Here is a 15196-nt window from a genome sequence, read left to right as displayed (position 1 = left end):
TGCCCTTTTGGGGATAAGATAAAGTGTAGCTCACTTTAGCATTAAATTAGCATAGCATATTAGCATTATGGCAAGAAATAAAGATAACAACACGGTAAAGAAATTCAACAAGATTTCTATTGGTTTGGCTTCGCCGGAGTCTATTTTGGCAGAATCTCGCGGAGAGGTATTGAAACCAGAAACCATCAACTACCGTACCCACAAACCCGAACGCGACGGACTGTTCTGCGAGCGTATTTTTGGACCTGTAAAGGACTATGAATGTGCCTGTGGAAAATACAAGCGTATCCGATACAAAGGAATCGTTTGTGACCGTTGTGGGGTAGAAGTTACCGAAAAGAAAGTGCGTCGTGATCGTGTAGGTCACATCAACTTGGTTGTACCTGTTGCGCACATCTGGTACTTCAGAAGTCTTCCGAACAAGATCGGATACCTTCTTGGATTGCCGTCCAAGAAGTTGGATATGATTATCTATTATGAGCGTTACGTGGTTATTCAGCCAGGTATCGCCAAAAACGAAGAAGGAGAGCCGTTACAAAAAATGGACTTCCTTACTGAAGAGGAGTATTTGAATGTATTGGATACCCTTCCACAGGAGAATATGTATTTAGAAGATTCTGATCCTAACAAATTCATCGCGAAGATGGGAGCAGAGTGTTTGATCGAATTGTTGAACCGCATTGATCTAGACAGCTTGTCTTTTGATCTGCGTCACAAAGCGAACAACGAAACTTCTAAGCAGCGTAAAACAGAAGCCCTTAAGCGTTTGCAAGTGGTGGAAGCTTTGCGTGAGGCAAACAACAATCGCGAAAACAAGCCTGAGTGGATGATCATGAAGGTAGTTCCGGTGATCCCACCAGAATTACGTCCATTGGTACCACTAGATGGTGGACGTTTCGCAACTTCGGATTTGAACGACCTTTACCGTCGTGTGATTATCCGTAACAATCGTTTGAAGCGTTTGGTGGAGATCAAAGCTCCGGAAGTGATCTTGCGTAACGAGAAGCGTATGCTACAGGAATCTGTAGACTCGCTATTCGACAACACCCGTAAGTCATCCGCAGTAAAAACAGACTCTAACCGTCCACTGAAATCACTTTCTGACTCGCTTAAAGGTAAGCAAGGACGTTTCCGTCAAAACTTACTCGGTAAGCGTGTGGATTATTCAGCGCGTTCGGTAATTGTTGTTGGACCTGAATTGAAACTATACGAATGTGGTCTGCCTAAGAACATGGCCGCAGAACTATACAAGCCGTTTGTGATCCGTAAACTGATCGAGCGTGGTATCGTGAAGACGGTAAAATCGGCTAAAAAGATTATCGATAAGAAAGAGCCTGTAGTTTGGGATATCTTGGAGAACGTTCTTAAAGGACACCCAGTACTCCTAAACCGTGCTCCTACGCTTCACCGTTTGGGTATCCAAGCGTTCCAGCCTAAGCTTATCGAAGGGAAAGCGATTCAGTTACACCCATTAGTGTGTACGGCATTTAACGCGGACTTTGATGGTGACCAAATGGCGGTTCACCTTCCACTAGGGCCAGAAGCAATTCTGGAATCACAGCTGTTGATGCTTGCCTCTCACAACATTTTGAACCCAGCAAACGGTTCTCCAGTAGCGGTACCGTCTCAGGATATGGTATTGGGTCTTTATTATATGACCAAGCCACGTAAATCCACTAAAGAGCACCCAATTAAAGGGGAAGGTTTGACCTTCTACTCTGCAGAAGAGGTTGTAATCGCTTACAACGAAAAGAAAGTTGACTTGAACGCGATCATCAAGATCCGTACAAAAGACTTCAACGAAGCTGGAGAATTGGTATACCAAGTTATTGAGTCGACTGTAGGTCGAGTGATCTTTAACCAGGAAGTACCAGAGGCTGCCGGTTACATCAACGAAGTATTGACCAAGAAATCCTTACGTGATATCATTGGTGGTATTTTGAAAGTAACTGACGTGCCTACTACTGCTGATTTCTTAGACTCTATTAAAGACCTTGGATATAAGTTCGCTTTTGAAGGAGGATTGTCGTTTAGCCTTGGGGATATCATTATTCCACAGGAGAAGCACACCATGATTGACGACGCGAACGAGCAAGTAGACGGCATCATTGCTAACTACAACATGGGTCTTATCACCAACAACGAGCGTTACAACCAGGTAATTGATATCTGGACCGCAACCAACGCGAACTTGACGGAGCTTTCTATGAAGCGTATCCGTGAAGATCAGCAAGGGTTTAACTCGGTATATATGATGCTTGATTCTGGAGCGCGTGGTTCTAAGGAGCAGATCCGTCAGTTGACGGGTATGCGTGGTCTGATGGCCAAGCCGAAGAAATCGAACTCTGGAGGTGGTGAAATTATTGAAAACCCGATCCTTTCTAACTTTAAGGAAGGACTATCGATCTTAGAATACTTTATCTCTACGCACGGTGCGCGTAAAGGTCTTGCGGATACGGCCCTTAAAACGGCGGATGCTGGATACTTGACTCGTCGTTTGGTAGATGTGTCTCAGGATGTGATCATTAACGAGCACGACTGTGGAACACTTCGCGGAGTAGAGGTTACCCCACTTAAGAAGAACGAAGAAGTAGTGGAGTCTCTAGGCGAGCGTATCGTTGGACGTACTTCACTTAACGACGTTTACGACCCACTAACTAACGAATTGTTGGTAGGCGCTGGCGATCACATTGACGAGGCTGTTGCCAAGAGAGTTGATGCATCTCCAGTAGAGAGCGTAGAGGTTCGTTCTGCTTTGACTTGTGAGGCTAAAAAAGGTATCTGTGCACAGTGTTACGGACGCAACTTGGCGACTGGTAAGATGGTACAGATCGGTGAAGCTGTTGGTGTTGTGGCTGCTCAGTCTATTGGAGAGCCTGGTACACAGCTTACTCTACGTACCTTCCACGTGGGTGGTATTGCCGGAAACATCTCAGAAGAGAACAAACTCATCGTGAAGTTTGACGGTAAGGCCGAGATCGAAGACTTGAAGACCGTTAAGGGAGAGGACGCAGAAGGAAACGAAGTTGATATCGTGATCTCTCGTACTTCTGAGATCAAAGTGGTTGACAAGAAAACTGGAATTGTCCTCAGTACAAACAACATCCCTTACGGATCGTCCATCTTTGTGAAAGACGGACAGAGCCTTAAGAAAGGTGATGTAGTATGTCAATGGGATCCATATAACGGTGTGATCATCTCAGAATTTGCTGGTAAGATCAAGTACGAGAATATCGAACAAGGTGTTACTTATCAAGTAGAAATTGACGAACAAACCGGATTCCAAGAGAAAGTGATCTCTGAATCGAGAAACAAGAAACTGATCCCAACACTTCAGATCTGTGGAGCTAAAGGAGAAGTGATCCGTTCATACAACTTACCAGTAGGGGCTCACCTTATGGTAGACGATGCCGAGAAGATCAAGGTTGGTAAGATCTTGGTTAAGATTCCACGTAAATCTGCGAAAGCGGGTGATATTACAGGGGGTCTTCCACGAGTTACCGAGCTCTTTGAAGCACGTAACCCATCAAACCCTGCAGTGGTAAGTGAGATTGACGGTGTTGTATCTTTTGGTAAGATCAAGCGTGGTAATCGCGAGATCATTGTAGAATCTAAATTAGGTGACATTAAGAAATACTTGGTGAAGCTGTCTAATCAGATCCTGGTACAGGAGAACGATTACATCCGCGCCGGTATGCCACTTTCTGATGGTTCTATCACTCCAGAGGATATCTTGAAGATCAAGGGCCCATCTGCAGTACAACAGTACTTAGTGAACGAAGTTCAAGAGGTATACCGTCTGCAAGGGGTGAAGATCAACGATAAGCACTTTGAGGTAGTAGTACGTCAAATGATGCGTAAGGTGAAGATCAACGATCCAGGAGACACCATCTTCTTAGAGAACCAATTGACGCATAAATACGACTTCATTGAAGAAAACGATAAGATCTTTGGAATGAAGGTAGTATCTAGCGCTGGTGATTCTGAAACCTTGAAAGAAGGTCAGATCGTATCGCCACGTCAGTTGCGAGATGAGAACTCTATCTTGAGACGTGCAGACAAAGCCTTGGTTGAAGCTCGTGATGCAGTACCTGCAACAGCGACTCCTATCCTACAAGGTATCACACGTGCATCGCTACAAACTAAGTCTTTCATCTCAGCGGCTTCCTTCCAGGAAACTACTAAGGTGTTGAACGAAGCAGCGGTAAGCGGTAAAGTAGATACCCTAGAAGGCTTGAAAGAGAATGTAATTGTAGGTCACCGTATTCCTGCCGGTACTGGTATGCGTAATTACGATCATATCATCGTCGGTTCTAAAGAGGAATTGGAACAAATGACTGAAGAAAAACAAGAGGTTAACTACAACTAATCCTTGTTCAATAAATAATTTGCAGAATCCCGTTTTATAGCGGGATTCTGTGTTTATAAACACTATTATGAACGATAATAATAACGATCAGAAAAAAGGACAGATCAATATTGAGTTGGATGAATCAGTGGCTCAAGGAATCTACAGCAACTTGGCGATCATCAACCATTCCATCTCAGAATTTGTTATTGATTATGTCTCCATTATGCCGGGTACGCCGAAGAGTAAGGTAAAGGCCCGTATCATCTTAACCCCACAACACGCCAAGCGTTTTCACAAGGCTTTGGGTGAGAACATCAAGCGTTTTGAAGCGGCTAATGGTGCTATCAAGGACGTGGAGCAACCGCCTATCCCGCTAAACTTTGGCCCTACAGGAGAAGCTTAAAACGGCTATTGAAACACGCTTTTACTCTATAAAAGCGATCTTCTATATTTAGAATAAGCCTTTAAATTTGTAAGAATTTAGGTAGTACCCTTCTTGAAATTGGTTATATCATCGAAAATATCGATGATTTTGTCGATTTTGAGAAGGGTGTTTTGTTTTCGTTAAGATTTGATATGAATTTAATGTCTAATTTTATATACCTACTATCCACACGGAAATACATTCGTTAATTATCCCCCCCAACTACCCCCTTCCCCCAGTTAGCGAATAGACTCGATTTTAGTATTTATAATTTTAAACGTGTTGCAAAACTACTTAACATTTGCACTTGTTTTTAGTTCGGGGATCTATGGCTTTGCTCAAATAGGAATCAATACTGATAATCCTAGGCAATCCTTACATATCGCAGGTGCAACGGGCACCATGCGCGTGGAAAGCTTGAATTATATTAACAACGATCAGAACGGCGGCGACGCCAACGGCAATGGTGATCTCACCGACGATACCTATCCGCTTTATGTAGATGGTGACGGTGCGTTCACTTTAGAACTCCAGACTTCAGGTGCAACAGACGTATTTGATGATTCCAGTTCATCAAGGAGATCCATAACGCTCAGTGCTTCAGATCCTGACGGAGAAGAAGCAGCTGCCATAGGGACTTATACCATTTTTGTGAATCGTGCGGCTATACTAGAGGTAAAGTATGGAATTAGTTTTGAGATCTATGGGAGCTCTCTTAAAGATGTGATCAACGATAAGGTCGCTCGCAGGATAGAGAATTACGTAATGGTTAGCGGGGATACGCGTAAATACGGACCCTCGTCTAAGAGTTATTCCAGCAGAAGCTCAAACTCGCAAGTAGGGAGAATGTTCAACAGTTGCTCCACCTATATCACATTACCAGCCGCGGGACGATACACCGTGAGCTTTATGGGATTGGTGAGCTCCAATTTGAGTTCAGATTCCAGTACAACAGACTCCAAATCAACCTATGTGGAGTTTGCGACGGGAAAGGATTTTGTTTATATGCGATTGTATTAGGATGAAAAGATTACGAACCTATATTTATCTGATCGTGTTGCTGCCTGTCTTGGGATATACTCAAGTGGGTATAGGAACCCGAACGCCAAGTGCTGATCTACATGTGGCGGATCCAGCGGGAACAGTTAGAATTGAAAGCTTAAATGCAACCAATAATCCCACCTACAATGATGGGGTGAATCTAGCGCCGGTCTTTGTGGACGGAAACGGTGATATTGTTTTGGGTAATGGTACAGGAGCCAGCGGACAAGAACCGCTAAACTTTTTGATTGAAGTACCCAACTTCATTGATGACAACGTAGATGCTAACGGCTTTGGTAGAGGTGCTGTTGTGAATAGTGATGACTCAGGCGAATCTGCAGTTCAAGACCGAATAGCTCAGGTGGTTTTTACGACTCCAGTTCGAGGAATTATTGAACTGAAATATGCCGTAAGTGCTTGGGTTGCAGGTAGCGACCTTAATTTAGGATGCAGTCCTTGTGCCTATCCAGACAATTCAGAAAGTGTTGTTTTCCAAACTTATTTTGTAGTCGATCTAAACAGTGACGGCCTCGATGCATTAGAATCTAGTCGTGTTTACGGTTATAATGGACAATATTTTCTCTCGAATAACGCGGGAGGACAGGGTTATGCTTACATCAATGGTATCGCAAACTTTAAGGCTCCAGCAGGCACACATACACTTTATTTATATGGTATTGTACAAGACAGTGCAAGCAGTTATACCAGCGTTGGTTTTGGTGGAGCGGAGGATTTCTTAAAGATTCGGGTTTTTAATTAAGAGGATTATGAAAAAGATCGGATTGAGTATTATAACATTTGCTACGGCAATTACAACACATGCACAGGTCGGGATTAACACCAATGATCCCCAGCAGACCTTGGATATAGGCGGCGCAGCTGCTACAGTAATGATTGACGGTTTGAACAGTACCAACAATACCACAAACCTTGGAGCAGGCTTGACCACCCGAGTTTATGTGGATTCCAATGGTGATTTGGTCTTGGATGATGACGGGAAGGTCGGATTGGAGTTATTGGTTGATGCTGAGAATTATTTGGTCGATGCAGAAACTTCCGATAATAGAATCAATCAAGTAGGAACCGCTTTTGGCTATGAACTCGCCGGAGAACCTAATGATTTTGCCTCTGCACAGTTCACCTTGACCAATAACGCCATAGTGGAGGTCAATTATTCTGTTTCCTGGTCTATTTACAAGACACGAACGCCCGCTGCAGACAATCGTATTCAAGATGGTCAAGCGCGAATCATACAAACCGGTGTTTATTTCAGACGGGTAACAGATCCTACGGATCCCTATGCAGGTCCAGCAATTACCTATGAATTGGATGATCCAACCGGAACCCCGATCAACGGTGGTCCTTGGTGTATCAGCATGAACTCTTCTGGAACTACCTGTTTGGAATACGGCGGTCTATTGGCTTTGAACGGTCAGTTCTACACCAATACCGATCAAGATGACGGAGCTTACAGAAACTTTAAAAATACAGGATCGGACTATGTGCGTTTAGGGCCTGGTACCTATGTTGCCTTGTTTGTTGGGCGCGTTTATGTAGGCGATGTAGCCAGTGTAGGGGCAATAAAGGCCTTCTTAGGATCTGATAACGACGAGCTTCAGATCATTGCGCATTACTACGAATAACTGGATTCAAATTCGCTTACAAAATGCAGCGTCACATTAGGATATTTCTGTTGTGTCATTTGCAAGGTAAAGGAAGAATCTGCAAAGAAAACCAGTTGTCCGCGTTTGTCTTTAGCCAGGTATTTTGATTTGACTCTTTTGAATTCTTTGAACTCCTCACTTTTAGGATCCTTAGGATCTACCCAACAAGCTTTGTGAACATTGAGCGTTTCATAGGAACACTTTGCGCCATATTCGTGTTCCAAACGGTATTGGATCACCTCAAACTGCAGGGCTCCCACAGTTCCAATGACCTTTCTTCCATTGAGTTCCAAAATAAATAACTGGGCAACACCTTCATCCATCAATTGGTCAATTCCCTTTTCCAGTTGTTTGGATTTCATAGGGTCTGCATTGTTGATGTATTTAAAGTGCTCTGGCGAGAAACTTGGAATACCTTTGTATTGCATGTTTTCTCCTTCAGTCAGTGTATCGCCGATCTTAAAATTCCCGGTATCGTGTAAACCAACAATATCTCCTGGATAGGAAAAATCTACAATCTGCTTTTTCTCTGCAAAGAAGGCATTCGGGCTGGAGAATTTGAACTTCTTTCCTTGTCTTACGTGCAGATACGGTTTGTTGCGCTCAAAGGTTCCGGAAACGATCTTTACAAATGCCAAACGGTCACGGTGTTTGGGATCCATATTGGCGTGGATCTTAAATACGAATCCACTAAAGGCATCTTCTGAAGGTTTCACCAAGCGCGTATCACTTTCTTTTGGGCGTGGCGTAGGAGCAATGCTAACAAAACAATCCAAGAGTTCACGAACTCCGAAGTTGTTTAATGCCGATCCGAAGAATACAGGCTGCAATTGTCCATCCAAATAAGCGTCTTTATCAAAATTCGGATAGATCCCGGTCACCAATTCAAGTTCTTCACGAAGCACTTCGGCTGCATCTTCAGTGATCAATGCATCAAGAGCCGGATCATCCAGATCATTGATTTCTACGGTCTCTTCAATATTCTTTCGCGAATCCCCGCTGAAGAGATTCACATTATTTTCCCAAATATTGTAGATTCCTTTAAAGTCATAACCCATTCCGATAGGGAAACTCATTGGAGTCACTTTCAATTGAAGTTTTTGCTCAATCTCATCCAGAAGTTCAAAGGCATCTTTACCTTCTCGGTCTAACTTATTGATAAATACAATCATCGGAATGTTTCGCATGCGACAAACAGAAACTAGTTTTTCTGTTTGTTCCTCAACCCCCTTGGCAACATCAATCACGACAATTACACTATCCACAGCCGTAAGCGTTCTAAAAGTATCTTCTGCAAAATCCTTGTGACCTGGGGTGTCCAAAATATTGATTTTGGTTCCTTGGTACTCAAAAGCCAAAACAGAGGTGGCAACAGAGATTCCACGCTGGCGTTCAATCTCCATAAAGTCAGAGGTGGCGCCCTTTTTGATCTTGTTGGATTTTACCGCGCCCGCCTCTTGAATCGCACCTCCAAATAAAAGGAGTTTTTCAGTCAAGGTAGTCTTACCCGCATCCGGGTGGGAGATAATTCCAAAAGTGCGTCTTCTCGCGATTTCTTTCTTAAGACTCATAGGTCAGGGTGTAAACTTTATCGGTTGCAAATATACATTTTGTAGTTCGCAGAACTTTAGGACAGGCATTGAAATATTTGTCTCTAAAATTCGAAACGTTATTTCTGACATTTACAACAGGGTTTTTCCTTTATCTAGGTGTATCTACCTGTATTTTAGTCGAATAATGTCCTACAAAAATCCACTTGAAATTTACGGTTTTCATGTAATTCAACGATAATTTTACCCCGTTGAGCTAAAAGTTGTTAAAATTCAATTTTAGTAGTGGAATTCCTACTTACATTTAACCATCAGCTAATTAAGTATAAACCATTTAAGTGAATCGATTTCAATGAGATAAAACTTTGGCAAGGACACTCTTAGTTCAAACCGATTCCAATTAATAGCTCAATTATGACAACCTCACACCCCACGCTAGCGTGCAGACTTCGTTTGCTCGTTACCCTAGCAGTCTTGCTCTTTTCGCAAGCAACTTTTGCACAAGACTGCAGCGCTGATCTTATAGCACAGAATCAAAAGAATGTCGGTACGGCAGATGAAGATGGAACAGCCTTTACGCTGGAATTATCCAATCCAACTTCGCGCACCAAGAGCTACCGATTCACTGCAACTTTTTCAAGCACTCCTTGTTCCACTCCTAATAAAGCCAATTTAGGAGAGAATGTGGTTTTGGATGTCAGTTTCGCCGACACCTCTTTTTCAAGTCAGGTGATTACGGGAATGGAAGTGAGTCCAAGACAGATGAAAACCTTCAAGGTAGATGTGCAAGTACCAGCGGGTACTCCTTTTAATCGATGGAGTTGTATCGAGATCAATGCCATAGATATGGAATGCGGGACAGTTGCGGCAACGCAATTGCTTCGTGTATTCGTACCGGACCCTTCTGAGGAATAGTCCGTTTTTCTCCCCTCCGGAATCGATCCGGATCAAATCTTTACTACCTACAAATAACGCTTTAATCGGTTTCGTTGGCCGTTAATGAAATAGAACACTTATGAAACAACCAATACCTCACACCAACCTCAAGAAATCTCTTGGAGCCGTCTTGTTCACGCTGCTCTTTTTCTTGTTATCTGCAAATAGCGTTGTGGGCCAAGAGATCACGATCAACAAAGTCGCGGTCGAAAACGGTACTATTTGTAATCAGTTCGATATTACTTTAGAAATCACAGGTGATCCACCAGCTAGACCGCAAGAAGTTGTGTTGATCATTGACCGTTCCGGTAGTATGGATGACGGTCCTGTTCCAGAGCCCATTGACTTTGCTCAGGAAGCAGCAATCGATTTTATCGAGAACTTCTTTGATCCTGCCAATAACCCGACAGGTTTGAACCGAGTAGCTATTGTTAGTTATGCCGGTTCTGCGACTTTAGATCAAGGTCTTACGGGAAGCAGTGGAGAAGCTTCTCTGATTTCAACAATTAACGCCATAACCACCGGTGGAGCGACCAATATCGCTCAGGCAATTCAAGTAGCAGATAATGAATTGATCAACAACGGTACCTTTGATTGTGCAACCTCAAGAAGCATCATTCTCTTAACGGATGGGGTTCCAACAAGAAACGCTTCTGGAGGATCATGTAGTAGTGCAGCCACCTCTAGTAGCTGTATTAACGATGCGATCACCGCTGGTGTTAACGCGCAAACCACCACTGTTGGAGGAGAAGTATTTGAACAAAACGTATTTACAATTGGCCTTATTGGGGCCATTTCTGGTACTCAGGAAGCAACAGCTTTGTCTACCTTAGACGGGATTCAGAATTCAGGAGCCTTTTCTACAGAGGACAATGCGGATCTTTCTGGGATCTATGATGTTATTCTTGGACAATTGGTTGCTGCAGCGCGCCAGCTTCCTGGTGAAGCCTTGGTGTCTGATGTGATCGATTCCAGTTTTGCGTTTGTACCTGGTTCCTTTGTAGCCAGTAAAGGTTCGGCAACTAATGCCGGTCAATTGGTGTCTTGGTTTGTGGATGAGGTGGTTGCAGAAACCATCACCCTGCAATATTCCATAGTTTCTGCGACCTCTGATGTCTGCGGAATTAATACTTCTGGAGTTGGGGTCATTAATTATGAAGACTCCAATTGTGAAGTAGCCTCTCAGGTCTTTAACAACCCAGATATTTGTGTGCCATGTCCGGAGATCACGGCAAGCATTGAGCGCGATGGGTGTACCAATGATATTATTTATACAGGAACTTTTGATGAGGGAGATTGTGCTTCATTGAGTGATAGTTTCCAATGGGAGTTCTTCCTTAACGATGTGTCCGTGGGTACGGCTACTTCTTTAAGCGGAACTTTTACTTATTCTGGGGCAGCACCTTTTGAAGGAGACTTCAGAGGTGAGTTGACTTACACAGGTACTTACGGTAGCGGATGTATTTTAGATCCACTTGAAGCGGATTCTACCATTAACATTCCTTCACCGCCACAAGTAGCGTCTGTAGTTACAGATGTATTGTGTTTTGGTGATTCTACCGGTGCTATTGACATCACCGTGACCGAGGGAACTCCACCTTATACCTATGCTTGGAGTAATGGCGCGACTACTGAGGACATCAGCGGCCTTGCTGCTGGTTCCTATACCGTAACTGTTACTGATGCCGATGGTTGTAATAATGTAACCACTTCTGCGATTGTTGTTTCTGAGCCAAATGAGGCTTTGGAAATTACAGCGGATATTACAGATGTGGCCTGTTTCGGAGAAAACACAGGTGCGATTGACGTTTCTGTTACTGGTGGAACTGCTCCATATACGTATTCTTGGGATTCTGGAGAGACCACACAAGATCTTAGCGGCTTGGCTGCAGGAGTTTATGAGCTTACAGTAACGGACGCTAACGGATGTTCTGATGGTGTTGCGAGCTTTACAGTTGGGCAACCTACTGCTGCACTTTCTGAGTCTGCAGCTATTACAGATGCGGTTTGTTTTGGAGAAGCAACTGGAGCTATCGATCTAACGGTAGCTGGTGGAACCGCTCCTTATACCTATTCTTGGAGTAATGGAGCAATAACCGAAGATATTAGTGGCTTAGCTACAGGCGACTATACCGTAGACATTGAAGATGCCAACGGTTGTATGCTGAGCCAAACCTATACAGTAGGGCAACCTGCTGCGGCACTTTCGGAATCAGCAAGCATTACTGATGCGGCTTGTTTTGGAGAAGCAACAGGAGCTATTGATCTAACGGTAGCCGGAGGAACAGCTCCTTATACATACTCCTGGAGTAATGGTGCTTCTACAGAGGATATCAGTGGCTTGGCTGCTGGTTCTTATACTGTTGATATTGAAGACGCCAACGGTTGTATGTTGAGTCAAACATATACCGTAGGTCAACCAACCGCTGCACTTTCCGAGTCAGCAGCTATTACAGATGCTGCTTGTTTCGGTGAGGCTACAGGAGCTATTGATCTAACAGTAGCTGGAGGAACAGCTCCTTATACATACTCTTGGAGTAACGGCGCTTCCACAGAGGACATCAGCGGCTTGGCTGCAGGTGATTATACTGTAGATATTGAAGATGCCAACGGTTGTATGTTGAGCCAGACTTACACAGTAGGACAACCTGCTGCAGCTCTTTCTGAATCAGCAAGCATTACTGATGCGGCTTGTTTTGGAGAAGCAACTGGAGCTATTGACCTAACCGTAGCTGGAGGAACCGCACCTTATACATTCTCATGGAGTAACGGAGCATCTACAGAAGACATCAGCGGCTTGGCTGCCGGCGACTACACTGTAGATATTGAAGATGCCAACGGTTGTATGTTGAGTCAAACTTATACTGTAGCACAACCTGCGGCAGCTCTTTCTGAATCAGCAAGCATTACAGATGCTGCTTGTTTTGGAGAAGCAACTGGAGCTATTGATCTAACAGTAGCTGGAGGAACAGCTCCTTATACGTATTCATGGAGTAACGGTGCTTCTACAGAGGATATCAGCGGCTTGGCTGCTGGTGATTACACCGTAGATATTGAAGATGCTAACGGTTGTATGTTGAGCCAAACTTATACTGTTGGACAACCAACTGCTGGACTTAGTGCAGGAATTGACTCTCAGGTAAATATTGTTTGTGGATCTACTTTAGGATCTGTCGTGGTAAGCGCCTCAGGCGGTACTGCACCATACCAGTACAGTCTTAATGGCGGTGCTTTTGTGAGTTCAGGATCATTTGTTGATCTAGCACCTGGTAACTATACGGTAGACGTTGAGGATGCTAACGGTTGTACTACTTCAGTGCCTGTGTTTATCATTAACAGTTGCATCGCAATAGTGAAGACTGGAATTGTTGTGGACACTGATGGAGATAATTGTGCCGATGAAGGTGAATCCATCAACTACACCTTTATAGTAACTAATGAAGGAAATACGCCAATTACTGGAGTAAGTGTTACGGATCCATTGGTTGCTGGAATTTCATTCTCCAGTGGTGATACCAACGGAAATAACGAATTAGATATTGCAGAAAGCTGGGTATATACCGGAAGCTATGTAATTGATCAAGATGATATTGATCTAGGAACAGTGACCAACCAAGCTACTGCAAACGGAACCACTTCAGACACCGCTGTAAGCGATGATTCTGATGACAGCAGCGTTCTTGAAGATGATCCAACAGTGACTACGCTGTGTCAGGGAGCTGCCATTGCTATTGTAAAGACAGGTGTCTTTGTAGATGGTGATGCCGATAACTGTGCGGATGAAGGAGAATCTATCAACTATACCTTTACTGTTACCAACCAAGGAAATGTTAGCCTTACGGATGTTAGTGTAACGGATCCTTTAATTGCGCCAATTGCGTTTGTTTCTGGTGATACGGATGCTGATGGGGAATTGGATGTGACGGAGACTTGGATTTATTCCGCCTCATACACCATTACTCAAGGTGATATTGATGCCGGTCAGGTAAGCAATCAAGCGGAGGCAGAAGGGACTTCACCAACAGGTATTGTACGCGACTTCTCTGATGACGATTCTGTTTTAGAAAATGAACCAACAGTGACTCCGTTGTGTCAAAATCCAGCCATTGCCATTGTAAAGTCTGGTGTATTTGTAGATGGTGACGCAGACAGCTGTGCTGATGACGGCGAGTCCATCAACTATACTTTCACAGTAACTAACCAAGGTAACGTGAGCCTTTCCAGCGTAACAGTGACAGATCCTCTTGTGGGAACCATCACTTTCGCTTCTGGCGATACAGATTCCGATGGGCAACTGGATGTAACTGAAACTTGGACGTATACAGGTTCCTATACCATCACTCAAGACGATATTGACAACGGCTCTGTGAGCAACCAGGCGCTTGCGCAAGGAACGGCTCCAGACAGCTCTGTTGTAGAAGACGATTCTGATGATTCTTCTGTATTGGAAGACGATCCAACCGTAACTGATCTATGCCAAAACCCAGCAATTGCCATTGTAAAGTCTGGCGTTTTTGTAGACGCTGATGCCGACAATTGTACGGATGATGGTGAGTCGATCAACTATACCTTCACGGTAACTAACCAAGGAAACGTAAGCCTATCGAGTGTAACGGTGACAGACCCATTAGTGGGAACCATCACTTTCGCTTCTGGAGATACAGATTCTGATGGAGAACTTGATGTAACTGAAACTTGGACGTATACAGGTTCCTATACCATCACTCAAGACGATATTGACAACGGTTCTGTAAGCAACCAAGCGCTAGCGCAAGGAACGGCTCCGGACAGCTCTGTAGTAGAAGATGATTCTGATGACTCTTCGGTATTGGAAGACGATCCAACAGTAAGCACGCTTTGTAGTGATGCAGCTATTGCAATAGTTAAGACAGGCGTATTTGTTGACGGTGATGCAGATAGTTGTGCTGATGACGGTGAGTCTATCAATTATACCTTTACAGTGACTAATCAAGGAAACGTTAGCCTTTCCAGCGTAACAGTGACTGATCCACTTGTAGGAACCATCACGTTCGCTTCAGGCGATACGGATGCTGACGGTGAGTTAGACGTAACTGAGACTTGGACCTACACAGGTTCATACACCATCACTCAAGATGATATTGACAACGGCTCTGTAAGCAACCAAGCGCTAGCACAAGGAACGGCTCCAGACAGCTCAGTTGTAGAAGACGATTCTGATGATTCTTCTGTATTGGAAGACGATCCAACA

8 protein-coding genes are annotated in these 15196 nt (G+C 44.0%); 7 read left to right on the top strand and 1 reads right to left on the bottom strand.

Translation table 11 applies throughout. The features are described from left to right. Window positions 1–67: 67 nt before the first annotated feature. From rpoC to POW22_RS10425, 5 genes are all read left to right on the top strand, one after another. Entirely contained in the window at window positions 68–4369 is a 4302-nt protein-coding gene (rpoC, locus tag POW22_RS10445; RefSeq protein ID WP_272832614.1) for a DNA-directed RNA polymerase subunit beta', read from the top strand. Between the two features lie 67 nt (window positions 4370–4436). Continuing rightward, the gene (locus POW22_RS10440) at window positions 4437–4754 is read left to right on the top strand and encodes a DUF3467 domain-containing protein (protein ID WP_272832613.1); all 318 of its coding nucleotides are present in this window, start codon (window positions 4437–4439) and stop codon (window positions 4752–4754) included. A 303-nt stretch (window positions 4755–5057) separates the two neighbouring features. Then, on the top strand, window positions 5058–5795 hold the full coding sequence (locus POW22_RS10435) for a hypothetical protein (protein WP_272832612.1): 738 nt from the start codon (window positions 5058–5060) through the stop codon (window positions 5793–5795). Window position 5796: 1 nt separating this feature from the next. After that, window positions 5797–6576 (top strand): hypothetical protein, encoded by a 780-nt coding sequence (locus POW22_RS10430; protein ID WP_272832611.1) that lies wholly within the window; start codon window positions 5797–5799, stop codon window positions 6574–6576. A gap of 7 nt (window positions 6577–6583) precedes the next feature. Then, the gene (locus POW22_RS10425) at window positions 6584–7459 is read left to right on the top strand and encodes a hypothetical protein (protein ID WP_272832610.1); all 876 of its coding nucleotides are present in this window, start codon (window positions 6584–6586) and stop codon (window positions 7457–7459) included. Here POW22_RS10425 and POW22_RS10420 read toward each other — a convergent pair. Beyond that, window positions 7450–9051, bottom strand: a complete 1602-nt coding sequence (locus tag POW22_RS10420) for a peptide chain release factor 3 (protein ID WP_272832609.1) — start codon at window positions 9049–9051, stop codon at window positions 7450–7452. The genes POW22_RS10425 and POW22_RS10420 overlap by 10 nt on opposite strands. A gap of 393 nt (window positions 9052–9444) precedes the next feature. Between POW22_RS10420 and POW22_RS10415 the strand changes: the two genes are divergently transcribed. Continuing rightward, window positions 9445–9945 carry a hypothetical protein gene (locus POW22_RS10415; protein WP_272832607.1) on the top strand — a complete coding sequence of 167 codons (501 nt, stop codon included), beginning with the start codon at window positions 9445–9447 and terminating at the stop codon, window positions 9943–9945. A gap of 100 nt (window positions 9946–10045) precedes the next feature. After that, window positions 10046–15196 (top strand): DUF7507 domain-containing protein (locus POW22_RS10410; RefSeq protein ID WP_272832606.1); only part of this gene is annotated, 5151 nt, incomplete at its 3' end.

Source organism: Gilvibacter sediminis (assembly GCF_028561565.1).
GTDB lineage: Bacteria > Bacteroidota > Bacteroidia > Flavobacteriales > Flavobacteriaceae > Gilvibacter > Gilvibacter sediminis.
Note: the sequence above shows the minus strand (reverse complement) of the source record. Positions and strands in the feature narration are given on the sequence as shown.